We start from the raw sequence: 26,779 nt of genomic DNA on the forward strand, positions 1-26,779 counted from the left end.
TCGTCTCCTTCTCACCCGGGGCTGATGACGCCCCATTACCCCGTCGCTCCCGGATTAGCTCAGGCATACCTCCAGGCGGTTCGGGCGGTGCTTTGTGGGGGACTCGAAACCTGGGTTAACCTGCGTCGTATTTCTCATCGCGCAGATCCGTTACCGCGGAAATGCACGCAGGAGGGCCGGGCCGGCTCATCGGCCCGGGGGGTGTTCCGGGTCCTCGGTCGGGAGGACTCCTGGGGAGCGGAACGAGGGTGCGCATGACCAGCGACAGCAGTGGGGTCGTCGATGCGGTGCCGGGCGATCAGGAGCTGAGAAGGCTCCTGGCCGGTCTGACGGCCGTACGGGACGGGGACTTCGGTACCCGGCTGCCGGACGACGCCGACGGCCTCATGGGTGATATCGCCAAGGTCTTCAACGGCATGGTGGACCAGCTGTCGGTCTTCACGTCCGAGGTCACCCGGGTGGCCCGGGAAGTCGGTACCGAGGGGACGCTCGGCGGGCAGGCGGAGGTGCCGGGCGTGTCGGGCACCTGGGCCGATCTGACCGACTCGGTCAACGCCATGGCGGGCAATCTGACCACCCAGGTCCGCGACATCGCCCAGGTGGCGACGGCGGTGGCCAAGGGTGACCTCTCACAGAAGATCGACGTGCCCGCCCGGGGCGAGATCCTGCAGCTGAAGGAGACCGTCAACACGATGGTCGACCAGCTGTCCGCGTTCGCCGACGAGGTCACCCGCGTCGCCCGCGAGGTCGGCAGCGAGGGCCGGCTCGGCGGGCAGGCGCAGGTGCCCGGAGTGGCCGGGGTGTGGCGGGACCTGACCGACTCCGTGAACCACATGGCGGGCAATCTCACCAGCCAGGTCCGCTCCATCGCCCAGGTCACCACGGCGGTGGCGGAGGGGGACCTGTCCCAGAAGATCACCGTCGACGCGCGCGGCGAGATCCTGGAACTCAAGAGCACCATCAACACGATGGTCGACCAGCTCTCCGCCTTCGCCGACGAGGTCACCCGCGTCGCCCGCGAGGTCGGCACCGAAGGCCGCCTCGGCGGCCAGGCGGACGTCAAGGGCGTCAAGGGCACCTGGCGCGACCTCACCGACTCCGTGAACTTCATGGCGGGCAACCTCACCGGCCAGGTCCGCAACATCGCGCTGGTGGCGACCGCCGTCGCCAAGGGCGACCTGTCCCAGAAGATCACCGTCGACGCGCGCGGCGAGATCCTCGAGCTCAAGAGCACCATCAACACGATGGTCGACCAGCTCTCCGCCTTCGCCGACGAGGTCACCCGCGTCGCCCGCGAGGTCGGCACCGAGGGCCGCCTCGGCGGCCAGGCGCAGGTGCGCGGGGTGTCGGGCACCTGGAAGGACCTCACCGACAACGTCAATGTGATGGCCTCCAACCTGACCGGCCAGGTCCGCTCCATCGCTCAGGTCGCCACCGCCGTGGCGCGCGGTGACCTGTCGCAGCGGATCACCGTGGAGGCCGCGGGCGAGGTCGCGGCGCTGGCGGAGGTCATCAACACGATGGTCGACACGCTGTCGGCCTTCGCGGACGAGGTCACCCGGGTGGCCCGCGAGGTCGGCACCGAGGGCCGGCTCGGGGGGCAGGCGCACGTGCCGAACGTCGCCGGCACCTGGAAGGACCTCACCGACAACGTCAACTCGATGGCCAACAACCTCACCGGCCAGGTCCGCAACATCGCCCTGGTGACGACCGCGGTGGCCAAGGGCGATCTGTCGAAGAAGATCGACGTCGACGCCCGGGGCGAGATCCTCGAACTGAAGACGACCATCAACACGATGGTCGACCAGCTGTCCGCCTTCGCCGACGAGGTCACCCGCGTCGCCCGCGAGGTCGGCACCGAGGGCCGCCTCGGCGGCCAGGCCGAGGTCGAGGGCGTCTCCGGCACCTGGAAGCGCCTGACGGAGAACGTCAACGAGCTGGCGGGCAACCTGACCCGGCAGGTCCGCGCGATCGCCGAGGTCACGAGCGCCGTCGCCGAGGGTGACCTGACCCGCTCGATCAACGTCGAGGCGTCCGGGGAGGTCGCCGAGCTCAAGGACAACATCAACTCCATGGTGGAGTCCCTGCGCGAGACCACCCGGGCCAACCAGGAACAGGACTGGCTCAAGACGAACCTCGCCCGGATCTCGGGCCTGATGCAGGGCCACCGCGACCTGCCCGTGGTCGCCGAGCTCATCATGGACGAGCTGGTTCCCCTGGTGTCGGCCCAGTACGGCGCCTTCTACCTCGCCGAGGACGGTGACGACGGGCCCGAACTGCGGCTCGTCGGCTCCTACGGTTACCCGGAGGAGAGCAGCCGTCCCACCCGCATCGCCTTCGGCCGCACCCTGGTCGGCCAGGCCGCGCGCAGCCGGCGCACCATCCTGGTGGACGAGGTGCCGCCCGGCTACGTGACCATCTCCTCCGGGCTCGGCGAGGTCGTGCCGACCGCGCTGGTGCTGCTGCCCATCGTGGTCGAGGGCCAGGTCCTCGGCGTCATCGAGCTGGCGTCGGTCACCCCCTTCACCCAGATCCACCGGGACTTCCTCGCACAGCTGATGGAGACCCTCGGGGTCAACCTCAACACCATCGTGGCCAACGCCCGCACCGACGAGCTGCTCGTCGAGTCGCAGCGCCTCACGGCCGAACTCCAGGCCCGTTCCACCGAGTTGCAGGTACAGCAGGAGGAACTCCAGCGCTCGAACGCGGAACTGGAGGAGAAGGCCTCGCTGCTGGCGGCGCAGAACCGGGACATCGAGGCGAAGAACCTGCAGATCGAGCAGGCGCGGCAGGAGTTGGAAACACGCGCCCAGCAGCTGTCGCTGGCCTCGAAGTACAAGTCGGAGTTCCTGGCCAACATGAGTCATGAGCTGCGCACCCCGCTCAACAGCCTGCTCATCCTCGCCCAGTTGCTGGCCCAGAACCCGTCCCGCAACCTCACGCCCAAGCAGGTCGAGTACGCGCAGATCATCCACTCGGCCGGTTCGGACCTGCTCCAGCTGATCAACGACATCCTCGACCTGTCGAAGGTCGAGGCCGGCAAGATGGACGTCACGCCCGAACGGGTGGCGCTGCGCCAGCTCATCGAGTACGTCGAGGTCACCTTCCGGCCGATGACGACGCAGAAGGGCCTGGAGTTCACGGTGTCGACCGCGCCCGGCGCCCCGGCGGACCTGCTCACGGACGACTCCCGGCTGCGGCAGGTGCTGCGCAACCTCCTGTCGAACGCGGTGAAGTTCACCGAGCAGGGCGAAGTGGAGCTGAGCATCGAGCCCGCGGCGGACGACGAGGTGCCCGAGGGTGTGCTCCGCGGAGGCGCCGTGGTGGCCTTCCGTGTGAAGGACACCGGCATCGGCATCCCGGAGCAGAACCTGGAGACGATCTTCGGCGCCTTCCAGCAGGCGGACGGCACGACGAGCCGCAAGTACGGCGGCACCGGTCTGGGCCTGTCCATCACGCGGGAGATCGCCCAGTTGCTCGGCGGTGCCGTGACGGTGCACAGCACGCCCGGCCAGGGCAGCACGTTCACGCTCTTCCTGCCCGTGGCCCGGCCCGACTTCGAGGAACTGCTCCGCCACGGCAGGGCGCTGGAGCGAGGCTCGGCCGAGCCCCTGCCCGAGGGGTCGCCCTCGCCTGCGCCGACGCCCCAGACCGGGCCCGGACCGCGGCCCCGGCGGCTGCTGGTCGTGGAGGAGCGGTCGCGCGGTCTGCTGACCCTGGTCGCGGAGAGCGTGGTCGCCGACCTGACGCACGGCCGCTCCGACGGCGGGCAGCGGCCCGAGGTCGACATCATCACCGCCGTCGGTGCGCAGGAGGCGGCCGGTGCCCTGGCCGCCGAGCCGTGTCACTGCGTCGTCCTGGAACTCGGCATGCGGGACGACGAGGCGTCCCGCTTCCTCCAGGCACTGGAGGGCGACTCGGCGCTGACGAGCGTTCCGGTGCTGGTGCACAGCAGCCACCCCACGGACGCCGCCCTGGAGGAGACGCTGCGGTCCCGCTCGGCGGGCGGGGCACTGGAGTTGCTGTCCAGCCTCGACGAACTGCGCGAGCGCATCGCCCTGCACCTGTCCGCCGAGGAACCGGGGGACGTGCTGTCCCTGGTCCGGCCCGAGGGACCGCAGCAGCTGGCGCCGCCCTCCGTCGACGACACCACGGCGGGCCGTACCGTCCTCGTCGTCGACGACGACGCGCGGAACCTCTTCGCCCTCAGCGGGATCCTGGAGCTGCACGGCTTCCGGGTGCTGCACGCCGAGAACGGACGCAGAGGCATCGAGACGCTGGTGAACAACCCGGACGTGGCGATCGTCCTGATGGACGTGATGATGCCCGAGATGGACGGCTACACCGCGACGGCCGAGATCCGCAGGATGCCGCAGTACGCGGAGCTGCCCATCATCGCCGTCACGGCGAAGGCGATGCCCGGCGACCGGGACAAGAGCCTGGCCTCGGGTGCCAGCGACTACGTCACGAAGCCCGTCGACACGCGCGACCTCATCGCCTGCGTACGCCGCTGGCTGCCCGCATGAGGCCCCCGGCGCCCGTCCCGCACACCGGCAGGCCGGCCGCCCCGCAGCGCCCGTCGTTCCGCGCCCCAGGGCGCTCCAGCCGAGGAGCATCCACACCGTGAGCATGTCCGAGCAGCCGCGTGAGCCGGGTCGGGGCGGCGAGCCCGAGCCCGGCTTCACCGCCGGGCCGGGGTCTTCTCCGTTGCCGTCGGGGCCGTCAGTGGAGTCGGTGCCGTCCGGCGGGGTGTCCACGACGCCCGACGGGATTTCGCTGCCGCCTCGCGGGTCCTCGATGTCCGCCGATGGGAGGCCAGGGCCTTTCGGCGGGCAGCCGAAGCCTTCCGGCGGGGAGTCGGCCACGTCCGACGGAGAGCCCGAGGCCACTGACGGGCGGTCCGCCACGTCCGACCTGCGGGGGGCGGGGATGTCCGACGGGCAGTCGGTGACGGGGGACGGGCCTCCCGCGGGCCTGGAGGGCCTCTCGCCCGCGTCCCCCGTGGGCAGGCTCGCGGCCACCGTCGAACGGCTCAGCCGTGAGGTGCGGGTCGCGCAGGCGGAGGCCGAGGGGCGGGCCCTGATCGAGCTCGCCAAGGGAGTCCTGGTCGAGCGGTTGAAGTGCGGCCCGGCCCAGGCCGCCCGGCAGCTCGCCGAGTTGGCCGAGCAGGCCCAGGTCAGCCCCCTGGAACTCGCCGTCGACGTCATCAACCAGGCTGCCCGGGACCGGATGTCCGAGGTGACGGACGCGTTCCTGGCCGCCACCCGGGCCGCCGACGAGGCGGAGGCCGAGTCGGCCGCCGTGCGCCTGCGCGCGGCCGAGAGCGGCGTGCTGGCGGCGGACGACACCCAGGCCGTCGCGGACGCCCTGCTGGAGCAGGCGCTGCGTCCGCTCGGCGCGGTGGCGGTGGCCATATGGGCCGCGGGCGCCGACGGTTCGCTCACCCTGGCGGGGAGCGCCGGTTTCTCACCGGCCGAGGCCACACGCTGGCGTTACGTCCCGCCGGACGTGGTGACGGTGGCGCGGCGGGGTCTCATGGAGCGCGAGGGGCAGTGGATCACCGCTCTCGGGGAGACCGGCCTGCCCACCATCGGCCTGCACCATCATCCGGACGGCGGCAGGGTCGCTCTGCCCGCGGGCACGGGTGGACGTGTCCACGGAGTGCTGGAGATCGCCTGGCCCGCTCCCCTGCAGCCGCAGCCGCCGCAGATCGTCCGTCAGGTGGAGGCGCTGGCCGAGCTGTGCGCGCACACGCTGGAGGTGTACACGCCGCCGCAGGCAGGGGCCCAGGAACCACGGGTCCTGCCGGACGCGGCGGAGTTGATGGACCTGGCCGACGGGCTGCACGACCCCGCGCTGGTTCTGGTGCCGCACCTGGACGGTGACGGGCATCTGGTGGACTTCCGTATCCAGCACGTCAACAGCCGTTTCCTGGACCCGGCGGGCCGGCCGCGGGCGGTCGTGAACGGCGCGCTGCTGCTGGAGGCCTACCCGATGGCCGCCGGGGACAGTGAGCTGTTCCAGCGTGTCGAGCGGGTCTACGCCACCGGTGAGCCGTTCCGGGCGCGCCGGATGAACCTCACCGCTCTGGTCGACCAGGTTCCGCTCTCGGCGGTCGCGGACATCAGCGTCAGCAGGCACGGCAGTTCCGTACTGCTGATCTGGCGCATCGAGGACGAGACGGCGCGCCTCGCGAGCCTGCTGCAGCACGCCCAGCGTCTCGGCCGGATCGGCGGCTTCGAGGAGAACGTGCTGACCGGTGAGATCACCTGGAACGGGCAGCTCTTCGACCTCTACGGACGTCCGCAGTCGAGCACCCCGGTGCCGCTGGAGGAGCTGCCGTCCCACGCGCACCCGGACGACGGCGTCTCCATCCGCCGTTTCCTGCGCACGTTGCTGCACCACCGGCGGCCGGCGGCCGCGGCGTTCCGGTTGCAGCGGCCGGACGGGGTGACCCGTCACATCCGGATCGTCGCCGAGCCCGTGCTCGACACGGACGACAGGCTGCTGCTGCTCCGGGGCGCCTGCCAGGACATCTCGGCCCAGCACTGGACGGAGGTGGCGCTCGCCGCCACGCGCGACCAGCTGGCGCACACCGAGCAGCAGGCCACCGAACGCAACCGGCTGACCCTGCAGTTGCAGCATGCGATCATGCCGCCGACGCAGGCGCCGTTGCAGGTGGCCGGTCTTCAGGTGGCCGTCCGCTACCGGCCGGCCGAGACGGAGCAGTTGGTGGGCGGCGACTGGTACGACGCCGTCGTGCTGCCGTCCGGGCTGGTGCTGCTGTGCGTGGGGGACGTGGCGGGGCACGGCATCGAGGCCGCCACCAGCATGGTCGTACTTCGCAACGCCCTGCGCGGTCTGGCGGTGACCGGCGCCGGGCCGGGCCAGCTGCTGTCCTGGCTCAACATCGTGGCGCACCATCTGACGGGTGCCGTCACCGCGACGGCGGTCTGCGGACTCTACGACCCTGTACGGCGCACGCTGCGCTGGGCCCGGGCCGGCCACCTGCCGCCCGTACTGGTCCGGGACTCCGAGGCGGCTCCGCTGCCCCTGGTCAAGGGGTTGCTGCTGGGAGCGGTGCCCGAGGCCACGTACGAGGAGGAGGAGATCGAACTGGCCCCGGAGGACACCCTGTTGATGTACACGGACGGTCTGATCGAACGTCGCGACCGGCCCGTGGAGGAGTCCCTGACCCACCTGCTGACCACCGCGCGCACGGCGCCCGCCAGTCTCGACCAGCAGCTGGACCGCCTGCTGACCTACAGCAAGTCGGACACGGACGACGACACCTGCATCGTCGGCATCCGGGTGGGGTGAGACGCGCCGTCGGTGAGCCCGCTCCGGGCGGCTGCCATGACGGCGAGAACGTCCTGCGCGGCGGAGTTCCTGGACGACAGGCAGTCCGTTCGGCGTGATGGCGAGCGCGCCGAGGACTTCGCTGTCACCGGCGTGTACGGCCCGGGTGACCGGGTCGCGGGTCTGCTGCAGGAACACCTGCTGGGCAGGGCGGCGGACGGGTCCTGCTCGTTCCCGCCAACCGCTTCGGCCACATCGCACACAGCACTTGATCCGGGCCGCCTCCACCCCGGTCGGCGCCAAGCTCGGCAAAGCACTGATGGGCTGACGCCTGACCGGCCAGGCGGCTCGGCCCTGGGATTCAAGGCCTTCTACGGCAGCGTGATTCCGAGTCGCTCCGCCAGCTCACGGGCGCTGACGCCGTACGTCTCGCGGATCCGTACGCCGTCGGGGCCGACATCGAAGACGCCGCAGTCCGTGTAGACGCGGCTGACGCAGCCGACGCCGGTGAGCGGGTAGGTGCACCGCGGCACGAGCTTCGGCTCACCGGAGCGAGTGAAGAGCGTCATCATCACGTAGACCTCCTTCGCGCCGATGGCGAGGTCCATGGCGCCGCCCACGGCGGGGATGTCGTCGGGCTTACCGGTGTGCCAGTTGGCGAGGTCGCCGTCGAAGGCGACCTGGTACGCCCCGAGGACGCAGACATCGAGGTGCCCGCCGCGCATCATCGCGAAGGAGTCGGCGTGGTGGAAGTACGCCGCCCCCGGCAGCTCGGTCACCGGGACCTTGCCGGCGTTGGTCAGATCGGGGTCGACCGCCTGGCCCTCGGCCTTCGGCCCCATGTTGAGCATGCCGTTCTCGGTGTGCAGCACCACCCCGGAATCGGCCGGCAGGTGGTCGGCGATCCTGGTGGGCTGCCCGATCCCGAGGTTGACGAAGGCGCCGGCCGGGATGTCGCGTGCGATGACGGCGGCCAGCTCGTCCATCGAGAGCCGGCGGTCGGCGTTCTGCGGCGCCCCGGTGGGCGCCTCGCCGCTCGGCGTGGTGGTGGGCGGGGTGGTCATCGAGCCCCCTGCACGGTGTAGTGGCGGGCGTCGACCCGGACGACCCGGTCGACGTAGATGGACGGGGTGACGATCGCCTCGGGGTCGAGCATTCCGGGCTCGACGACCTTGCCCACCTGGACGATGGTCGTGGTCGCGGCGGTCGCCATGACCGGACCGAAGTTGCGGGCGGTCTTGCGGTAGACGAGATTGCCCAGCGTGTCCGCTACGTGCGCGCCGATCAGCGCGTAGTCGCCCTTGATGGGGTACTCGAGCAGGTACGTGCGGCCGTCGATCTCACGCTGCTCCTTGCCCTCGGCCAGCGGCGTGCCGACCGCGGTCGGGCAGTAGAACGCGCCGATGCCGGCACCGGCCGCACGCATCCGCTCGGCGAGATTTCCCTGGGGCACCACCTCGAGTTCGATCTTCCCCGCGCGGTAGAGGCCGTCGAAGACCCAGGAATCGGCCTGGCGCGGAAAGGAGCACAGCACCTTGCGCACCCGGCCGGCGGCCAGCAGCGCGGCCAGCCCGACATCGCCGTTGCCCGCGTTGTTGGACACGATCGTGAGGTCTTTCGCCCCCTGCCGGATGAGCGCGTCGATCAGATCGAACGGCATTCCGGCCAGACCGAAGCCGCCGACGAGCACGGTGGACCCGTCCTCGATCCCGGCGACCGCCGCGTCGGCGCTTTCGAGTATCTCCGCCCTGCTCACCGGGCCACCCCCGTGACGTCGCAGTTCTCGAGCACGACCGCCAGCCCCTGACCGACCCCGATGCAGATCGCGGCGACGCCGTAGCGCTGCCCTGTCTCGCGCAGCACCTTGGCAAGCGTGGCGAGGATGCGACCGCCGGAGGCGCCCAGCGGGTGCCCGATCGCGATGGCACCGCCCTTCTGGTTGACGATGCCGGGGTCCACCTTCCACGCGTCGAGGCAGGCGAGCGACTGCACGGCGAAGGCCTCGTTGAGCTCGATCGCGCCCACCTGGTCCCAGCCGATCCCGGCCCGCGCCAGCGCGCGACGCGCGGCCTCGACCGGGGCGTAGCCGAAGTCCTGCGGCTCCAGCGCCATCACCCCGCGGCCGGCGATGCGGGCGATCGGCTCGGACCCGATCGTGGCCGCTGCCTTCTCGCTGCCCAGCAGCACCGCGGACGCGCCGTCGCTGAGCGGGCTGGCGTTGCCCGCGGTGATGGTGCCGCCGCGCTCCGGTTGCCGGAAGACCGGCTTGAGCCCGGCCAGCACCTCCGGCGTGGATCCGGCCCGGATGCCCTCGTCGCGGGTCAGGCCGACGCCCTCGACCGGCACCACGAGGTCGTCGTAGAAGCCCGACTCCCACGCCTGGTCGGCGAGTTGGTGGGAGCGTGCCGCGAACTCGTCCTGCCGTTCACGGGAGATGCCGAAACGCTCCCGCAGCTGCTCGTTGGCCTCGCCGAGGCTGACGGTCCACTCCTTCGGCATCCGCGGGTTGACCAGCCGCCAGCCGAGGGTGGTGGAGGCCGCGGTGACGTCACCGGCCGGGAACGGTTTCGCCGACTTGGGCAGCACCCAGGGGGCGCGCGTCATCGACTCCACGCCGCCGGTCAGCACCACCTCGGCATCGCCGGACTCGATCGCCCGGCTGGCGGCCATCGCCGCGTCGAGACTCGAGCCGCACAGCCGGTTGACCGTGGTGCCGGGCACGCTCACCGGAAGCCCGGCGAGCAGCGCCGCCATACGACCGACATTGCGGTTCTCCTCGCCGGCACCGTTGGCGTTGCCCCACACCACGTCGTCGATCGCGGCGTGGTCGAGGCCCGGCACCTTGTCGAGCGTCGAGGTGATCGCGGCAGCGGCGAGATCGTCGGGGCGGACACCGGCCAGGGCGCCGCCGAAGCGGCCGAACGGCGTCCGCGTCGCGGCGTACAGGAAAGCACTCATGGCAGCGACGCTAGTCCCGGGCCGCGATATTCTGAAGTACGTATATCCGAACCGATTGATATGGATCACATATGGATCTGCGCCACCTGCGGTACTTCGTGGCGGTGGCCGAGGAGCGTCACTTCGGTCGCGCCGCCGAGCGGCTCCACATGGCCCAGCCGCCGCTCTCCCAGCAGATCCGCCAGTTGGAAGCCGAGCTCGGCGTCGAGTTGCTCCACCGCACCACCCGCCGCGTCGACCTCACCGAGGCCGGCCGGGCCTACCTGGAACGGGCACGCACGATCCTCGCCGACGTCGACGAGGCCGCCCACCACGCACGGCGCGTCGCGGCCGGCTCGGTGGGACACCTCGCGATCGGGTGCGTGGGCTCGGCGACGTACAGCCTCCTGCCCGCACTCTCGCGGCGGCTCTCGGAGGAGCTTCCGGGCGTCGACTTCTCCTTCCGCGGCGAGATGCTCGCGCCCGACCAGGTCGAGGCGCTGCGCACCGGGGCGATCGACGTCGCGCTGCTGCGCCCTCCGGCGGCCGACCTCTCCCTCGCCGTGCACACCCTGCGACAGGACCGGCTCGTCGTCGCCGCCCCCGCCGACCATCCCCTCGCCCGTCGGTCACGGCTGCGTGCCGCGGACCTCGCCGGGGCCGACCTGATCGTGCACTCCGCCGACCGCCGGTCGGTGATGTACGACGTCGTACTGGGCCTCCTGCGCGACGCCGGCGTCGAGCCGCACATCCGTCACGAGGTCGCCGAGACCTCGACCCTGATCACGCTCGTGGCCGGCGGCCTCGGCATCGCCGTCGTGCCCGAGCCCGTGACCGCCTTGGCGCTCAACGGCGTCGTCTACCTGCCGCTGGCCGGGGCCGACGCACGCGTGGAGCTGGCCGTCGCCCACCGCGCCGACCGCTCCGAGCCGCATCTGGAGCGCACCGTGGGGATCATCCGGGCGACCCTCTGAGACACCCACCGTCACCGACCAGCGAGGCCGCAGGCGGACCGCACCCGCGACCACTCGATCCCGGCGTCCGTCAGCGCGGCGACCCTTGGTGCGGGCGCGCTTCGACCGGACGAACAAGGGTCCTTCCGCTCAGCGCGCGCCAGCCAGCCGCAGGGCGAAGTCGCCGTACTCGTATACGACCTGATCTTCCGTCAGGTTACCGTCCTCGCGGTACCAGAGGGGCACGCCCATCCCGAGATCCAGGATCGTGTACGAGGTGAGCTTCACCGTGGTGACGCTGAAGCGCCCGGCCCGCACGCCGTCGCTGAGCAGCGTCCGGATGGCCTGCTCGTAGGCGGCACGCCGCCGCAGGACCTCCGTACGGGCGGGGCTCCTCCAGGCTGCGGATCTCCCGGGTCCCCACGAACGCTTCCAGGCGGTGCCGGGCGTGGTAACGGACATGAGCCTCGGCGGCCCGGCGCAGCCGCTGCACCACGTCCTCACATCCCGCGACCGCAGCGCGGTGGTCCTCCCGGGAGCGGCCGGCTCGCGGACATGACGCGCGCCTGTATCACCTGCGCGAACGGGGGTATCGGGTGAAGCGGGCCGTATAGCCGTTCGAAGAAGAGGAGTCACTGTGTCGTCCGCTGACGTCGTCGAGCTCATCCTGCAGGACCACCGTCGTATGGAAGAGCTCTTCCGCACCCTGCGCAACGTCGAAGCCGACCGTGCCGCCGCGCTGGAGGAGTTCGCGGACCTGCTCATCGCGCATGCCTCGGCCGAGGAGGACAAGGTCTACCCCGCCCTGCGCCGCTACAAGAACGTGGACGGCGAGGACGTCGACCACGGTGTCCACGAGCATCACGAGGCCAACGCGGCGCTGCTCGCCCTGCTGGAGGTGGACGACACCGCCTCCGAGGAGTGGGAGGACAAGCTGGAAGAGCTGGTCACGGCCGTCAACCACCACGCGGACGAGGAGGAGCGGACCCTCCTCAACGACGCCCGGCAGAACGTCAGCGACGACCGCCGGGCCGAGCTGGGCCGGATGTTCCGCCAGTCGCGCGCCGAGTACCTGGACGCCGGCTGCGGCAGGGTCGAGAACGTGCGGAAGCTGGTGACCTCCGCCAGCGATTGACCGGTTCGCCGCGCACACAGTTTTCGTGAAGGGGAAGGCATGACCAGCACCCAGGACGCGCCGTCGTCCACCGTCCGCGCGGTGGACGACGAAGCGTCCCCCGCCGAGCGGGCGGTACGGATACGGCGCCGGCTGGAGCGTCTGATCGGCATCGCCGCCACCGAGGGGAACACGCTGGTCGCCTTGCGCAACGGGGACGAGATCTTCCCGGCGATGCTCGACGCCATCCGCTCCGCGGAGCACACCGTGGACATGATGACGTTCGTCTACTGGAAGGGCGCCATCGCCCGGGACTTCGCACACGCGTTGGCCGACCGCGCCCGGGCCGGGGTACGGGTGCGGCTGCTGCTGGACGGCTTCGGCAGCCGGCTGATCGACAAGGACCTGCTGGCGGAGATGGGCCGGGCGGGCGTCCAGGTGTCCTGGTTCCGCAAACCGCTGTACCTGTCACCGCTCAAGCAGAACCACCGCTGCCACCGCAAGGTGCTGGTCGTGGACGAGGAGGTGGCCTTCACCGGCGGTGTCGGGATCGCCGAGGAGTGGTGCGGCGACGCCCGCAACCCGCACGAGTGGCGGGACACACACGTCAAGGTGCGCGGGCCGGCCGTGGACGGCATCGCGGCGGCGTTCGCGCAGAACTGGGCCGAGTGCCACGACGAACTCTTCGACGAACGCGACCGGTTCACCGGCCATGACCGTGAGGGCGACGCGGTGGTGCAGGTGGTGCGCGGTTCGGCGGGCTTCGGCTGGCAGGACATGCAGACCCTGATCCGGGTCGTGATCGAGTCCGCCGAGGAGCGGCTCCGGCTGGCCACCGCCTACTTCTCCCCGGACGCCTACTTCGTCGACCTGCTGTGCGACGCCGCACGGCGCGGGGTGCAGGTGGAGATCCTGCTGCCCGGGCCGCACACCGACAAGCGGGTCTGCCAACTGGCCGGACACCACTTCTACGAGGAGCTGCTCGCCTGCGGAGTGAGGATCCACCAGTACCAGCCGACCATGTTGCACACCAAGGTCATCACCGTGGACCGCGCGGTGGCCCTCGTCGGGTCGACCAACTTCAACCGGCGCTCCCTGGACCACGATGAGGAAGTCATGCTCGCCGTCCTGGACGAGGAGTTCACCGCGACCCTGGACGCGCACTTCGACACCGACACGGAGGCCGCGGAGCTCATCCGGTCAGGCCGCTGGAAGAGGCGCGCCACGCTCCAGCGTGCCCGCGAAGCCGTTGTCCAGCCCATCCGGCGCTTCCTGTGACACGAGGCTGCCCGTCTCCCTGCTTCTCCCCTCTCAGCGCTTCCCCCCTCGCCAAGGTCGGCTGGGCCCGTGATGCCTCAGTCGGCCGGTCCCCCCAGCCACAGCGTACGGACCTCCGGCGTGCCACGCCCCTCGATGCCCTGAGCGAGCAGGGTCAGGCCCGACCAGTTCGGCGGTACCCAGAAGGCGTCGGGGTCACCGCCCGAGAAGTCGGGCCGTTCGCCGGACCAGACACGCCCCAGGCACTCCCCGCCGGCCCATCCGGTCACCCGGACCTGCGTGGCGTCCAGCCGGACCAGATATCCGTCCGGCGAGGCGGGCAGATCGACGTCGAGCCATGCCTCCTCCCCCGGTTTCAGCACCAGCGGGAGCCGTACCTCCTCCGTGTGGCCGGAGCCGGCGGCAGCGAACGCGGTCAGCAGCTCGTCGTCCTGCACCGCGCACGACCAGTCCCGTACGGCGTCGAGCGCGAGCAGCTCCGCGCGCAGGCCGGGGCCACTCGGGTGGTGCGGCAGCGTGACCGAGACCTGGTGGGTGCCGGCGGTCAGCAGCACCCAGGGGTTCTCGGTGTGGACGGTCTCCGGCTCCCCGTCGTCGACGCACACCCGCAGCGGTTCGACGATGCCGCGCAGATACAGCGCCGACGGGGTGCGCGCGTGAACCGTGCGGGTGTAGGTGAGCGGCGCCGCGACGCGGGTGCTGCTCCAGCCCCCGAGCACCCGGGTGGGCGCGGGATCCCCGGCCCAGTGTCCGTGCACCGTCCACAGGGCCGACACATCCGTGGTGTCCAGGACCTTCCAGAGGGAACCGAGGCCGCGCAGCGCGCCGAGGCGGAGCGCGGGCAGGCGGGCGTCGTCGAAGTTCGCGTGGCCCCAGATCTCCACGACGGCCTCGATCGCCACACGGCCCGTCACGTTCCGCACGTCGATGCGCCGTGCCGCGCCGAACGCCGCGATCGGCGGGTGCGTCCGGCCCGCCACCGTCAGGTCGACGATGTCGGCCGCGCCGGTGAGCAGCAGCGCGTCGACGTCCGTCAGATCCGTGGTGGTGCGGTAGGCGCCACGGCCCCGGTACACCCCGAGCGACTCCAGTGCGGGCGGCAACACGTGCAGCCCGGCCCGCTCCTCGGGTGCGGCGTCGGACCGCCGCCGCACCGCGCGTACGGCGGTCCGCTCAGCCTTGTCGGGCTGCTGCGGCGCGTCGGCGAGGTGCACCGCGCCGTCGGAGTCGAGCGACCGCAGCCGGGCGGCGTCCGCCGACGACAGCACGACGAGCGTGACTCCCGCCACGGTCCCGCTGCCGGACACGGGGATCTCGGTCCGCGTCCCGTCCAGCACGACGGTGACCGGCACGTCGGAGGAGAACACCAGCACCTCGTCCGCCGCCGCCACGAGATCCGCCGAGGCCAGCGTCAGAGTCGCCGCCGAGCCCCAGGGCCGCAACGGTACGTCCACAGCCATCAGGGGGCAGGATCCCGGCGCGACCGCGACCCGCACGCCCCGGACATCCGCCGTGCCCGGGTCCGCTCCGAGATGCGGCACCGCCACCAGGCGGCCACCCCCCGGCAGGTCCAGGGCGGCCGGCTCCCAACTCGTCGGGAAGTCGCAGGACACTTCGGAGTCCGCCGCCCCCGGGACAGCGAGCGCCAGCCGGGCGCCCCACACCTCGACGACCCGTGCCAGAACCTGCGCCTCGGCATACTCGGGCCGCGCCACGCCGGTGGATGTGACGTATCCGCCGAAGTCGTAGCCATGGCTCATGAAGTTGCCGGGGCGCCCCCAGTTGCCGCTCGACGGGGTGTACCCGAAGTTCCAGCCGGACGACTGGAGATACGGCGCGATCAGCTTGGCGCCGCTCGCCAGCAGCCGCCGCAGCGTCCGGTGGCGCCGGTTCGTCTCGGTGACCAGCAACGGCACCCCGCGCTCGGCGACCAGAGCGGCATAGCGGCGCACCTCGGCCTCGATGTGCGGGGAGTCGTCGTCCGGGTAGAAGTTGCAGGCCGGCACGACTCCGTCCGCGTCCCCGGTGGCGCCGGCCAGGTCGCCCTGGCCGGAGCAGGCGATCAGCGGCACGGTGATCCCGTGCCGGAGTGCCGTGTCCCGCAGGTGGGTCAGGTACCCGGTCCGGTCGGCGCAGTCGAAGAAGTCCAGCTCGTTCTCCAGCTGCACCATGATCACCGAACCGCCCGCCGGGTGCTGACGCTCCGCCAGCAACGGAAGAACCCGGTCGAACCACGCGGTGACCTGCTCCAGATAGCGGGGCTCGTTCTGACGGACCCGCACCTGCGGGTCCAGGCCCAGCCAGGCGGGCAGCGCGCCGCCGTCCCACTCGGAGCAGATGTACGGCCCCGGGCGGGCGATGACGTACAAACCCTCCTCGCGCGCGAGGTCCAGGAAGGCGGCGACGTCGCGGCGGCCCTCGAACGAGAAGCGGCCGGGGGCCAACTCGTGGAAGTTCCAGGGGAGGTAGACGTCGACACAGGTGTATCCCGAGGCCCGTACCTGGGCGAGGCGCTCGCGCCACTGCTCCCGCGGGAGCCGGAAGTAGAACAGGGACGCGCACAGCAGGGTGCGGGGGCGGCCGTCGATCCATACCGCCTCGCCGTCGACGCGGACGGCTTCGTCGAGCTCCGTACGGTTCACTTGACTCCTGCGCTTCCGCCGCTGATGTCCATCTCGTACAGGTACTTCTGGCCAAGGTAGTAGACGATGATCATGGGCAGGGCGAGCAGGATCGAGCCGACCATCACCAGGTTCCACGACGGTGACTGGCCCGCTGCCGAGGTGCTGGTGATGTACTGGATGCCCAGCGACAGCGGCATCTTGGACTCGTCGTTCAGATAGATCAGCGGGCCCATGAAGTCGCCCCAGGTGTAGGTCAGGGTGAAGATGCCGATCGCGATGAGCACCGGCCACAGCATCGGCAGCATGATCCGGCGGTAGATGCCGAAGAAACCGAGGCCGTCGACCATGGCCGCCTCGTCGAGCTGGCTGGGCAGCCGGGAAACGAACTGCCGCACCAGGAAGACGTTGAAGGCGTTGGAGAAGAAGTTCGGCACGATCAGCGGCAGATAGGTGTTCACCCAGCCCAGGTCCCGGAAGAGGATGAACTGCGGAATCATCGTGATCTGCGTCGGGATCATCATGGTGGCGATGACGATCAGAAACAGTGTGTTCTTGCCGGGGGCCCGCAGGCGGGCGAAGGCGTAGCCGACCAGGCCGCTGGAGAGCATCTGCCCGGCGACCGAACAGAGCGAGATGATCACGGAGTTGATCAGGAAGCGGCCCATCGGCAGCTCGGAGCCGAAGACCCGGGTGAAGTTCTCCCAGTGGAACTCGGTCGGGAAGAGGGTGAAGGAGTTGGTGTTCACCGTCGCGTCGCTGGAGAGCGCGATGGAGCAGACGAACACCAGCGGCATGCTGAGGATCGCCGCCACGACGATCAGGGTCGCGTACGTGAACGGGGTGGCCCGGAACGCCCGTAGTGTGCCGGGTTTTCCTGCCCGACGGGGCTTGCTCGGCGGGGCCTTCTCCCGCGTTCGCTGCGGCGCCGGGGGAGTAAGGAGGCCGGCCATCACTTCACCTCGGTTTCGTAGAACACCCAGCGCCGGGCGGTGCGGAACGCGATCAGCGTGAAGACGAGGACCACGAGGAACAGCAGCCAGGAGATCGCCGACGCGTACCCCATGTGGTAATTGCCGAAGGCCTGGTCGAAGAGGTACGGCACCATCGTCTCGGCCCCGGCGTAGGCCGCGGGCAGCTTGCCCTTCGGCACCAGGATGTACACCTGGGCGAAGACCTGGAAGGCACCGATCATCCCCATGATCAGGTTGAAGAAGATGATCGGGGTCAGGTGCGGCAGCGTGATGCTCCAGAACTGCCGTACCGCGCTCGCGCCGTCGACCTCGGCCGCCTCGTACAGCTCCTTCGGGATGCCCTTCATCGCGGCCAGCAGCAGCACCGTCGCGCTGCCCGCGCTCCATGCCGACATCACGATCAGCGCGGGGATCGCCCAGTCCCCGTCGAGCAGCCAGGACGGGCCCGAGATGCCCAGAAAGCCGAGGGCGTCATTGAACGGACCGTTCGGGGCGAGCACCTGCCGGAAGATCATCGCCGTGGCGACGAGCGGCACCAGGGTGGGCAGATAGATCAGCGTGCGCAGCAGTTTCCTGGCGCGTACCTGCTTGTTGAGCAGATTCGCCAGCCACAGGCCGAGCACCAGGCCGAGCGGGACCGAGACCGCCGCGTAGTAGAAGGTGTGCCACAGCGCCTTCCAGAACCTGGGGTCGTCGGTGATCAGCCTGACGTAGTTCTGGAACCCGACCCAGACGGGCGCGGTGAGCGAGTCCCAGTCGGTCATCGAGTAGTAGACCGACGCGATCATCGGTCCGAACAGGAAGACCAGGAACCCGATCATCCACGGCGAGACGAACAGATAGAACCAGAGCGCCTCACGGCGCCGCAGCTTCGAGGACGTCCCGGTCTTCGGGACCGCCGACGAGACCGTCTTCGAGATGGTCGCCATCGCTGGTCATCCAGCGGACTTGATGATGGACTCAAGGTCCTTCTGCAGGGCGGTCAGCGCCTTCTTGGCGCTCTCCTTGCCGAGCCAGAAGTCGGCGAGGCCGGCGTCGATGGCCGACACCATCTCGTTCCACTCGGGGATGAACGGCGCGCGGAAGATGAAGTCGCTGGACTCCGCGAACGCGCCCATGTTGACGTCGGTCTTCATCCACGCGGGCTTGAGGAACGCGTCGCTCTGCTGCACCGCGAGGCTGGCCGGCACATCCTCGCCGTCGTCGATGATCTGCTTCTGCGCCGCGTCCGAGGTGAGGAAGTCGATCGCCTTGAAGGCGTTGTCGCGCTGCTTGCAGGTCCGGGAGATGGCCAGTCCGCTGCCGAACGCGGACACCGCCTGCTTCTTCCCGCGCCAGATCGGTGCGATGTCCCACGCGAACTTCGCGTCCGTCAGGCCCGCCGTGACCCAGAACCCGTTGGCGTGGGTGGCGCACTTCTGCATGGGGAAGGCCTGGTCGCCGCCGACCTCGGAGCCCATGTCGGCGTAGTCCGCCTTGCTCGGCGCGACCTTGTGCTTGTGGACGAGGTCGCCGGCCCACTGCAGCGCCTCGACGACCTCGTCGCTGTCGACCGCGGGGCGGCCGTTCGCGTCGATGATGGTGCCGCCGTTCTGGTACGCGAGGCTCCACCACTGCGGAAACCATTCGGCGCCGGTGTAACCCCACTGCTTGCCGGGGACGGTGAGCTCCTTGAAGGCGTCGAGCGCGTCGTCCCAGGTCCACTCGGCGGTGGGCGCCTTGATGCCCTTCCTCTCGTACAGATCCTTGTTGTAGTACACGGTGATCGCGCCGGAGCGGTCCGGGATCGCGTAGAGCTTGTCCTCGTACGTGTAGATGGAGCCGACCGGGCCGAACCGCTTCCCGGTGTCGAGACCGGCCTTCTTCGCGAGGTCGTCGAGGGGCAGGAGCTGGTTCTTGCTGGAGTACGTGTTGACGCTCTCGGCGACCTGCATGATGTCCGGGCCGCTGCCACCCGCGATCATCGTCTGCACCTTCTGCGGGTAGGACTCGCCGGGTATCAGCTGGAGCTTGACCTTCAGCTCCGGGTACTTCTTCACCAGCAGGTCGATGCGCTTCTGGTACGTCTTGCGGTCGGCGTCGCCGCCCCAGACGGTCATGACGAGCGGGCCGCTCGAACTCCCGCTGCCGGAACCGCACGCGGTGAGTGTCACGACCCCGGCCGCGACTCCGAGGCCGAGGAAACCCCGGCGCGACATCTGGGCCTTGTCTACTGGCATGGCACTCCTCGGTGGGAACGGGCGAACATGCAGGGAAAAGCCCTCGGGAGCCTGGACCGGCTTCGAGTGACGGTTAAATTAACCCTCGTTAAATCTCCCTACAAGCCCTTGCTTCCCATGAGTTTCGACCTGCACGAATCCGACACGAGCGAGCGCCGGGTCGTAGCGTGGCCCCATGGCCGAACAGACGTACATACTGCATATCACCGAGCGCTCCTTGTGGGACGCCGCCCGCGAGCACGGCGAGTACCGGATGTCCACGCACGGCCGCACCCTTGCGCAGGAGGGCTTCATCCACTGCTCGACGCGCGGCCAACTCCCTTCCGTGGCGGCCTTCCTGTACGACTCCTGCGAAGATCCCGACGAGTTGGTGGTGCTTGTCGTGGACCCCGGGCGGCTGGACGTGCCGGTGAAGTACGAAGCGCCGGAGCCCGGCGCCGAGAAGTTCCCGCATGTGTACGGCCCGATTCCGGTGGACGCGGTGGTGCGGGTGGAGCCGTGGCGGTGACCGGCCGCCGCAGGTTATGGAGGTGGGCCGTGGTGGCGTGGCTGATCCTCGTGGCCGCCGCGGGCGGGCTGACCCTGTGGTGGCAGGACTCGGTGGGGCCGCAGCGGTACGGCCGGGAACAGACCGGCCCGACGCCGTCGCTCCCGGAGGGGTGGGAGTCGGCGTGCGCGGGTGCCACGCCCGACGAGAAAGGCCGGGTGCTCTGCTTCGTCAGGACCCGTTGACCGCACCACCTCCCGTGGCACCCGTCCCCGGTGCGGAGCGCTGCTCGGGTCGCTCGGAACCCGTCGCCGGCGAGACCGCCTCCTTGACCTGCTGGCAGCGGGCGCAGTAGCGGGCCTGCGGCACGATCATCAGCCGGTCCCGGTCGATGGGGCGCCGGCACAGGTGGCAGGCGCCGTAGGAGCCGTCGTCCATGCGGGCGAGGGCTGCCGCGACGTCGGCGAGGACCATACGGGCGCAGGCGGCGAGCTTGACGTGAACCTCGATCTGGGAGGCGGCCTGCTGCTGAAGCCGGTCCTCGGTGCGGGAGGTGACCGGTCCGTCGAGCCGGCGCAGCTGCTCCTTGCGGAACAGGCGCTGCTCGTGCAGGTTCTCGCGCAGGGCGGCAAGGTCGTCGGCCGACAGCTGTGCCGTGCTCTGACTGATGGTCCGGTGATTCACCACTTCACCCCTCTGAGGGCATGGCGCAGGAGATCGGAACGGGCGGTGGTCAGGTGGCGCGGCGTTGGCAGGCGACGCAGAAGCGGGTGTACGGGAGGATCTCCAGCCGTTCCGCCGGGACGGGCCTGTCGCAGCCCAGGCAGGTTCCGTAGGTGCCGTTCTCGATGCGGGTGAAGGCTTCCTCGATCTCTTTCAGGGCCCGCTCCGTCGCGGCCTTCTGCTCGGACATCAGGTGGTCGTCCGAGGTCTGTCCGGTCTCGTTGAGGGCCTGCAGCTGTGCCAGCCGGGAGCTGCGGGCGTGTTCCAGGCGCTGTCGTGCCTCATGGAGGTGAGGTTCTGCGCGGGTGACATCGAGCGACATCGTCAATCCCTTTCTCGAGGACCGCACGCGCGGCGTCGCGCGGGTGGGCGCCGGACGGTGGGCTGACCGGCGGCGATGCACGGGCAGCCCGCCGTCCGGCCTGCTGCTTCCCACCCTGGCCGGGCCGGCGGCGGATACCTATCGGGCGCGGGCCCCATTTACGCCGGGCCACGGGATCCATGGGGCGACGCCGTGGGTGGTGCGTGTCCCGGGAAATGGGGTCCGGGTCCCATCGACGGGGCACTCGGAACAGGGCAGGCTGGCCACAGGATCACTTCGGGCGTCCGGCATCGTGCAGGTGGCGGGCCGCACAGTGGAGGTGAGGCGAGAAGGGGAGGCGCAGGGCCGGTGTCCTTGTTCTGGCGGATCTTCGCCCTCAATGCCGTGGTGCTGGGTACGGCCACGGCGCTGCTGCTGTGGGCGCCGGTGACGGTGTCCGTGCCGGTGCTGCTCACCGAGGCGATCATCCTGGTCGGCGGTCTGGCCGTGATGCTGGTGGCCAACGCCGCGCTGCTGCGGCTCGGCCTGTCCCCGCTGGCCCGGCTCACGAGGCTGATGACGACCGTGGACCTGCTGCGCCCCGGCCAGCGTCTGCCCGCCTCCGGTGGCGGTGAGGTCGCCGAGGTGATCCGCACGTTCAACGCCATGCTGGAGCGGCTGGAGCAGGAGCGGGCCACCAGCAGCGCCCGGGCCCTGCTGGCCCAGGAGGCCGAACGCCGCCGCATCGCGCAGGAGCTGCACGACGAGGTCGGACAGAGCATGACCGCGGTCCTGCTCGGTCTCAAACGCGCGGCGGACGACGCCCCGTCGCCGCTGCGCGCGGAGCTGCACGAGGCGCAGGAGATCACCCGGGAGAGCCTGGACGAGGTCCGCCGCCTGGTGCGCCGGCTACGCCCCGGCGTGCTCGACGATCTCGGACTGGTCAGTGCGCTGACCTCGCTCACCGAGGACTTCGCCACCCACACCGGGCTGCACGTCACCCGCCGCTTCGACACCGACCTGCCCGCCCTTTCGCCGGAGGCGGAACTGGTGCTGTACCGCGTCGCCCAGGAGTCGCTGACCAACGTCGCCCGCCATGCGGACGCCCGGCGGGTCACCGTCGCCCTGCGGCCCGCCGACGAGAGTGTGGTGCTGACGGTCACCGACGACGGCTCCGGCATCAGAACTCCACGCGAAGGCGCCGGCATCCGGGGCATGCGAGAGCGGGCCCTGCTCATCGGCGGCAGTCTCGAGATCAGCCCGGCATCCCGCACCGGCACCCGTGTTCAGCTCACCGCGCCTCATGCCAGGAGCAGTCCTGACCATGCCTGAAACGACCGTGACCGCCAGGCCGGGGACGAGCACGATCCGCATCCTGCTCGCCGACGACCACGCGCTGGTCCGCCGCGGTGTGCGGCTCATCCTCGACCAGCAACCGGACCTGCACGTGGTCGCCGAGGCCGGCGACGGCGCGGAGGCCATCGACCTGGCCCGTACCCACGACGTCGACCTGGCCGTACTCGACATCGCCATGCCCCGCCTGACCGGACTGCAGGCCGCCCGCGAACTGACCGCCCGCAAGCCGGGCCTGCGGATCCTGATGCTCACCATGCACGACAACGAGCAGTACTTCTTCCAGGCCCTCAAGGCCGGGGCCAGTGGGTACGTGCTGAAGTCCGTCGCCGACCGGGACCTGGTCGCCGCGTGCCGGGCCGCGATGCGCGACGAGCCCTTCCTGTACCCCGGCGCGGTCACCGCGCTGATCCGCAACTACCTCGACCGGGCCCGTCAAGGCGAGGAGACCTCCGACCAGATCCTCACCCCCCGCGAGGAAGAGGTCCTCAAACTGGTGGCCGAGGGGCACTCCTCCAAGGAGATCGCCGACCTGCTCTTCATCAGCGTCAAGACCGTCCAGCGGCACCGCGCCAACCTGCTGCAGAAACTCGGCCTGCGGGACCGCCTGGAACTCACCCGCTACGCGATCCGCGCCGGCCTGATCGAACCATGACATCCCCCTGCCCCCGCAGCGCCCGGCCGCCCGCCGTCGCGGTACTCGCGACCGTCGTCCTGACGCTGCTGGCCGCGCTCGGCCTCGCCGGGCCCGGGGCGGCGGGCGGCCCCACCGCCGACGTGGCCGCGGCAGCGGGCCACCACCGGGACACCGGGCCGCGTGCCGATGACAGGTGTGACACCGCCTGCGCCGTCCGGGCGGCAACCCGCCACGAGCCGCACAGCGAGCAGCCTGCCCCCCGCGGCCAGTTCGCCACCGGCTGCGGCCACGGCACGGACGTCGCCCCACCCGGCTCCGAGCGGCTCCCGGCACCGGTCGGCCACATCCCCTCCTCGGGCCCTCATGTCCCCCACGACCGTGGACGGGCACCCCCTGAGCTCTCCGGCACCTGACTCCACCCATTCCTCTCTCCTCGACACCAGCGGCCGCGCCCGTGCGGCCGGTGGTGCGCCTGCCGGAGGTCTTCTGTGACCCGTTCCGCCCGGGTGAGGGCGCTGCTCGCCCTCGCCCTGCTCGCCGTATCGCTGTACATCGCCGTGACCGTGCCGGTCCGCCTGGGACTCGACCTGCGCGGTGGTACGCAGATCGTGCTGGAGACCCGTTCCACCCCCACCGCCGAGGCCGACCGCGAGGCCACCGACCGCACCCTGGAGGTGCTGCGCGGACGTATCGACGCGCTCGGCGTCGCCGAACCCGCCCTCGTCCGCTCCGGCGAGAGGCGGATCATCGCCGAACTGCCCGGTGTGCAGGACCCGAAGCGGGCCGCCGACGTCCTGGGCCGTACCGCGCAGCTCACCTTCCACCCGGTGCTCGGCGCCGCCGACAGCGCCCCCGAGCGGCACCGGGACCGGGTGCTGCCCGACGAGTCCGGAACGCCGCTGCGCCTCGGGAGCGCGGCCCTGACCGGCGAGCACGTCAAGGAGGCCGCCGCCCGGTTCGACCAGCAGGGTGGCGGCGGATGGCACGTCACGGTCGGCTTCGAGGGCGCCGGCCGCGACGGCTGGGCCCGGCTGACCGGTGAGGCGGCCTGTCACCAGGCGGGCGACCCGGCACGACGGGTCGCCATCGTCCTCGACGAGAAGGTCATCTCCTCACCCCAGGTCGATCCCTCGGTCGCCTGCGGGGCCGGCATCCGGGACGGCGCCACGCGGATCACCGGCTCCTTCGGCCCGGAGGAAGCCCGCGAGCTCTCCCTGCTCATCAACGGCGGCGCCCTGCCCGTCCCCGTCGAGACCGTCGAACAACGCACAGTCGGGGCGACCCTGGGCGCGCAGGCCATCACCGCCGGCGCCTGGGCCGCGGCCATCGGCACCATGCTGACCTCGCTGTTCATCATCGTCGTCTACCGCTTGATGGGCACCCTGGCCGTTGTCGCCCTGGCCTGCTACGGCCTCGTCTCCTACGCTGCGCTGGCCGCGCTCGGCGCGACCCTGACCCTGCCGGGTCTGGCCGGCTTCGTCCTGGCCGTCGGCATGGCCGTGGACGCCAACGTGCTGGTCTTCGAACGAGCCCGCGAGGAGTACGCGGCCCGCCGCCGCCCCAGCACCCGCTCGGCGCTGGCAGCCGGTTTCCGCAACGCCTTCAGCGCCGTCGCCGACTCCAACGTCACCACGCTGATCGCGGCGGTCCTGCTGTTCTTCCTCGCCTCCGGGCCCGTGCGGGGCTTCGGCGTCACCCTCGGCATCGGCGTGCTCGCCTCCATGTTCAGCGCCCTGGTGATCACCCGCGTGCTCGCCGAGTTCGCCGCGGGCCGCCCCCGGGTACGCCGCCGCCCCCGCCTCACCGGCATCGCGACCACGGGCCCGGTCCGTGACCGCCTCACCCGCCGCGACCCCCGGCTGATGCGCCGCCCGCGCCGCTGGCTGGCCACGTCCGCCGCCGTGTTGGTCCTGGCCGGCTCGGGCATCGCCGTGCGCGGCGTCGACCTGGGCGTGGAGTTCACCGGTGGCCGCCTCATCGAGTACGCGACGAGCACCCCCGCCGACCCCGAACGGGTCCGCTCCGCCCTCGCCGATGCCGGATTCCCCCGAGCCGTCGTGCAGTCCTCCGGGGACACGGGCCTGACCGTGCGCACCGACCCACTGACCAACGCCGAGGAGGCCGAGGTCACCGGCACCGTGCGCGAACTGGCCGACGGCGTGGACAAGGTCCGCGACGAACTGATCGGCCCCAGCCTCGGCGAGGAACTGCGCCGTGGCGCCCTGATCGCGCTGACCGTGGCCCTCGGAGCGCAGCTCGTCTACCTCGCCGCGCGCTTCCGCTGGGTGTTCGGCGCCGCCTCGGTCGCGGCCCTCGCCCACGACGTGGTCATCCTGGTCGGGGTCTTCGCCTGGCTCGGCAAGTCCATCGACGGCGTGTTCCTCGCGGCCCTGCTCACCGTCATCGGCTACTCGGTCAATGACTCCGTGGTCCTCTTCGACCGCGTCAGGGAACTGGCCCGCAGGTCCCCCGGGGCGCCGCTTCCCGGCGTCGCCGACCAGGCGATCCTGCAGACCCTGCCCCGCACCGTGAACACCGGCATGGGCGCCGCCTTCGTCCTCACCGCCCTCGCCGTGCTCGGCGGGTCCTCCCTCACCGACTTCGCCCTGGCCCTGCTCATCGGCCTGGCCGTCGGCACGTACTCGTCCGTCTTCACCGCTGTTCCGGTGGCCGTGGAGCTCGACCGGCGCGGCGACCGGGGCAGACCGAGCGGCCGGCGGCGCGTCAGTGGGCCGGAGGGTGCGGGGGCGGTTCCGACTGGCCGTTCCGGCCGGTCAGAACACTGATCATGCCGTTGGGCACGAGGTAGGCCAGATGGACGCGGGCTCGGATTCCTGCCGGGTGTCGCCCCACCCACCGGGGACCGATCCTTGAGGTATGCGGACAGCGACACGGAAAGAGGGCTTGTGATGAGCGGACCGGTCAGCACTGTCGACGCGCCCGCCGATCAGCCCGACACCGGCCATCCGGCCCCGCCCTGCCTGGAGGTGAGTGACAGCCGTGAGGCGACCGTCGGGGCGGTGCGGGTACGCCGGGCCCTGCCCCGCCGGGGCCGCCGGACGGTGGGCGCCTGGTGCTTCGCCGACCACATGGGGCCGGCCGACGTCACCGAGAACAGCGGCCTGGACATCGGCCCGCACCCCCACATCGGCCTGCAGACCGTCACCTGGCTGACCGACGGCCAGGTCCTCCACCGCGACAGTCTGGGCTCCGAACAGGTCATCAAGCCCGGCCAGCTCAACCTGATGACCTCCGGCCATGCCATCGCCCACGCGGAGGAGGCCACCGGCCATTACCACGGCACCCTGGAGGGCATCCAGTTGTGGACCGCCCTTCCGGAGCACACCCGGCATGGTGCACCGGCCTTCGAGCACCACGCGGAGCTGCCACAGGCGGACCTCAACGGTGGAGCCGGCGCCGCGACCGTCCTGATCGGCGGCTTCGCGGGCCTGACCAGCCCTGCCCGTCAGGACTCTCCGCTGGTCGGCGCCGAGCTGGACCTGCGTGGACCGGCCACGGTGCCACTGCGGCCCGACTGGGAGTACGCCCTCGTCGTCCTGCGGGGTGTCGTCGACGTCCACGGGCAGGCCCTCGCCCCCGGCCGGCTCGGTTACCTCGGCGAAGGGCGGGACGAACTCTCCCTCGGCGTGCGGGAACCTGCCCGGGTCATGCTTCTGGGCGGCGAGCCCTTCCCTGAGCCGATCCTCATGTGGTGGAACTTCGTGGGCCGGAGCCGCGAGGAGATCGACGCCGCCTATGCCTCCTGGGCCCGGCAGGACGACCGTTTCGGCCGCGTGGCGTCTTCTCTGCCCCTCATTCCCGCCACGGCCCCCTTCTGGCACCGGACCGCGGAGGACTGAGACGCCCGGGGTCGTACGGGGCG

21 protein-coding genes and 2 pseudogenes are annotated in these 26,779 nt (G+C 71.0%); 12 read left to right on the forward strand and 11 right to left on the reverse strand.

Annotated elements, in window-relative coordinates:
• The first annotated feature begins 254 nt into the window (after positions 1–254).
• Together IE97_RS0101160 and IE97_RS0101165 are read left to right on the forward strand one after the other, a co-directional pair.
• The gene (locus IE97_RS0101160; protein WP_030147263.1) at positions 255–4,526 is read left to right on the forward strand and encodes a HAMP domain-containing protein; all 4,272 of its coding nucleotides are present in this window, start codon (positions 255–257) and stop codon (positions 4,524–4,526) included.
• A gap of 403 nt (positions 4,527–4,929) precedes the next feature.
• Positions 4,930–7,320 (forward strand): SpoIIE family protein phosphatase, encoded by a 2,391-nt coding sequence (locus tag IE97_RS0101165; RefSeq protein ID WP_078603033.1) that lies wholly within the window; start codon positions 4,930–4,932, stop codon positions 7,318–7,320.
• A 350-nt stretch (positions 7,321–7,670) separates the two neighbouring features.
• Here IE97_RS0101165 and IE97_RS0101170 read toward each other — a convergent pair whose 3' ends face one another.
• Genes IE97_RS0101170 through IE97_RS0101180 form a run of 3 tightly spaced genes read right to left on the reverse strand, consistent with a single transcriptional unit; the run spans position 7,671 to position 10,257 of the window.
• A complete protein-coding gene (locus tag IE97_RS0101170; RefSeq protein ID WP_030147265.1) occupies positions 7,671–8,363 on the reverse strand; it encodes a 3-oxoacid CoA-transferase subunit B in 693 nt (230 codons plus the stop codon).
• Positions 8,360–9,055, reverse strand: a complete 696-nt coding sequence (locus IE97_RS0101175) for a 3-oxoacid CoA-transferase subunit A (protein WP_030147266.1) — start codon at positions 9,053–9,055, stop codon at positions 8,360–8,362. Before IE97_RS0101175 ends, IE97_RS0101170 begins: the two co-directional genes overlap by 4 nt.
• Positions 9,052–10,257 (reverse strand): thiolase family protein, encoded by a 1,206-nt coding sequence (locus IE97_RS0101180; RefSeq protein WP_030147267.1) that lies wholly within the window; start codon positions 10,255–10,257, stop codon positions 9,052–9,054. The genes IE97_RS0101175 and IE97_RS0101180 overlap by 4 nt, the downstream gene beginning before the upstream one ends.
• A 71-nt stretch (positions 10,258–10,328) precedes the next feature.
• On the opposite strand from IE97_RS0101180, the gene IE97_RS0101185 reads away from it, so the two are divergent.
• On the forward strand, positions 10,329–11,210 hold the full coding sequence (locus IE97_RS0101185) for a LysR family transcriptional regulator (protein ID WP_030147268.1): 882 nt from the start codon (positions 10,329–10,331) through the stop codon (positions 11,208–11,210).
• Positions 11,211–11,339: 129 nt separating this feature from the next.
• On the opposite strand, the gene IE97_RS38080 is transcribed toward IE97_RS0101185, so the two are convergent.
• Together IE97_RS38080 and IE97_RS43675 are read right to left on the reverse strand one after the other, a co-directional pair.
• Positions 11,340–11,651: a hypothetical protein gene (locus IE97_RS38080; RefSeq protein ID WP_234331770.1), complete on the reverse strand. Its 312-nt coding sequence runs from the start codon at positions 11,649–11,651 to the stop codon at positions 11,340–11,342.
• Positions 11,629–11,685: pseudogene (locus tag IE97_RS43675) on the reverse strand (hypothetical protein); the annotation flags it as partial. The gene IE97_RS38080 and the pseudogene IE97_RS43675, both read right to left, overlap by 23 nt.
• 141 nt (positions 11,686–11,826) lie before the next feature.
• Here IE97_RS43675 and IE97_RS0101195 point away from each other — a divergent pair.
• Together IE97_RS0101195 and IE97_RS0101200 are read left to right on the forward strand one after the other, a co-directional pair.
• Positions 11,827–12,324, forward strand: coding sequence for a hemerythrin domain-containing protein (locus IE97_RS0101195; protein ID WP_030147269.1), 498 nt, complete (start codon positions 11,827–11,829; stop codon positions 12,322–12,324).
• A 39-nt stretch (positions 12,325–12,363) separates the two neighbouring features.
• The gene (locus IE97_RS0101200) at positions 12,364–13,581 is read left to right on the forward strand and encodes a phospholipase D-like domain-containing protein (protein ID WP_030147270.1); all 1,218 of its coding nucleotides are present in this window, start codon (positions 12,364–12,366) and stop codon (positions 13,579–13,581) included.
• 77 nt (positions 13,582–13,658) lie between these two features.
• Here the strand turns inward: IE97_RS0101200 and IE97_RS0101205 are convergent, their stop codons facing one another.
• Genes IE97_RS0101205 through IE97_RS0101220 form a run of 4 tightly spaced genes read right to left on the reverse strand, consistent with a single transcriptional unit; the run spans position 13,659 to position 19,395 of the window.
• Positions 13,659–16,223 (reverse strand): beta-galactosidase, encoded by a 2,565-nt coding sequence (locus IE97_RS0101205; RefSeq protein WP_030147271.1) that lies wholly within the window; start codon positions 16,221–16,223, stop codon positions 13,659–13,661.
• Positions 16,220–17,155, reverse strand: a complete 936-nt coding sequence (locus tag IE97_RS0101210; protein WP_030147272.1) for a carbohydrate ABC transporter permease — start codon at positions 17,153–17,155, stop codon at positions 16,220–16,222. Before IE97_RS0101210 ends, IE97_RS0101205 begins: the two co-directional genes overlap by 4 nt.
• Positions 17,155–18,105 (reverse strand): carbohydrate ABC transporter permease, encoded by a 951-nt coding sequence (locus IE97_RS0101215; protein WP_078603034.1) that lies wholly within the window; start codon positions 18,103–18,105, stop codon positions 17,155–17,157. The genes IE97_RS0101210 and IE97_RS0101215 overlap by 1 nt, the downstream gene beginning before the upstream one ends.
• Positions 18,106–18,111: 6 nt before the next feature.
• Positions 18,112–19,395 (reverse strand): ABC transporter substrate-binding protein, encoded by a 1,284-nt coding sequence (locus IE97_RS0101220; protein ID WP_030147274.1) that lies wholly within the window; start codon positions 19,393–19,395, stop codon positions 18,112–18,114.
• A 175-nt stretch (positions 19,396–19,570) separates the two neighbouring features.
• Between IE97_RS0101220 and IE97_RS0101225 the strand changes: the two genes are divergently transcribed.
• Both IE97_RS0101225 and IE97_RS0101230 read left to right on the forward strand, forming a co-directional pair.
• Positions 19,571–19,903, forward strand: coding sequence for a DUF952 domain-containing protein (locus tag IE97_RS0101225; RefSeq protein ID WP_030147275.1), 333 nt, complete (start codon positions 19,571–19,573; stop codon positions 19,901–19,903).
• 29 nt (positions 19,904–19,932) lie between these two features.
• On the forward strand, positions 19,933–20,127 hold the full coding sequence (locus IE97_RS0101230) for a hypothetical protein (protein ID WP_030953482.1): 195 nt from the start codon (positions 19,933–19,935) through the stop codon (positions 20,125–20,127).
• A gap of 76 nt (positions 20,128–20,203) precedes the next feature.
• Here the strand turns inward: IE97_RS0101230 and IE97_RS0101235 are convergent.
• Positions 20,204–20,569 (reverse strand): annotated as a pseudogene (locus IE97_RS0101235) (TraR/DksA family transcriptional regulator); the annotation flags it as partial.
• 46 nt (positions 20,570–20,615) lie between these two features.
• Positions 20,616–20,927: a TraR/DksA family transcriptional regulator gene (locus IE97_RS0101240; RefSeq protein WP_030147278.1), complete on the reverse strand. Its 312-nt coding sequence runs from the start codon at positions 20,925–20,927 to the stop codon at positions 20,616–20,618.
• Positions 20,928–21,275: 348 nt separating this feature from the next.
• Between IE97_RS0101240 and IE97_RS0101245 the strand changes: the two genes are divergently transcribed.
• The 5 genes from IE97_RS0101245 (at position 21,276) to IE97_RS0101265 (ending at position 26,756) form a co-directional block, all read left to right on the forward strand.
• On the forward strand, positions 21,276–22,238 hold the full coding sequence (locus tag IE97_RS0101245) for a sensor histidine kinase (protein WP_030147279.1): 963 nt from the start codon (positions 21,276–21,278) through the stop codon (positions 22,236–22,238).
• Positions 22,231–22,914, forward strand: coding sequence for a response regulator (locus tag IE97_RS0101250; protein ID WP_030147280.1), 684 nt, complete (start codon positions 22,231–22,233; stop codon positions 22,912–22,914). Before IE97_RS0101245 ends, IE97_RS0101250 begins: the two co-directional genes overlap by 8 nt.
• On the forward strand, positions 22,911–23,309 hold the full coding sequence (locus tag IE97_RS0101255; RefSeq protein ID WP_030147281.1) for a hypothetical protein: 399 nt from the start codon (positions 22,911–22,913) through the stop codon (positions 23,307–23,309). The genes IE97_RS0101250 and IE97_RS0101255 overlap by 4 nt, the downstream gene beginning before the upstream one ends.
• A 75-nt stretch (positions 23,310–23,384) precedes the next feature.
• Complete coding sequence (secD, locus tag IE97_RS0101260; protein WP_030147282.1) at positions 23,385–25,682, forward strand: protein translocase subunit SecD; 2,298 nt, start codon at positions 23,385–23,387, stop codon at positions 25,680–25,682.
• Positions 25,683–25,805: 123 nt separating this feature from the next.
• Positions 25,806–26,756: a pirin family protein gene (locus IE97_RS0101265; RefSeq protein ID WP_030147283.1), complete on the forward strand. Its 951-nt coding sequence runs from the start codon at positions 25,806–25,808 to the stop codon at positions 26,754–26,756.
• Positions 26,757–26,779: the final 23 nt, after the last annotated feature.

It is taken from the genome of Streptomyces sp. NRRL S-455 (assembly GCF_000717875.1).
In the GTDB taxonomy this organism is placed as follows: domain Bacteria; phylum Actinomycetota; class Actinomycetes; order Streptomycetales; family Streptomycetaceae; genus Streptomyces.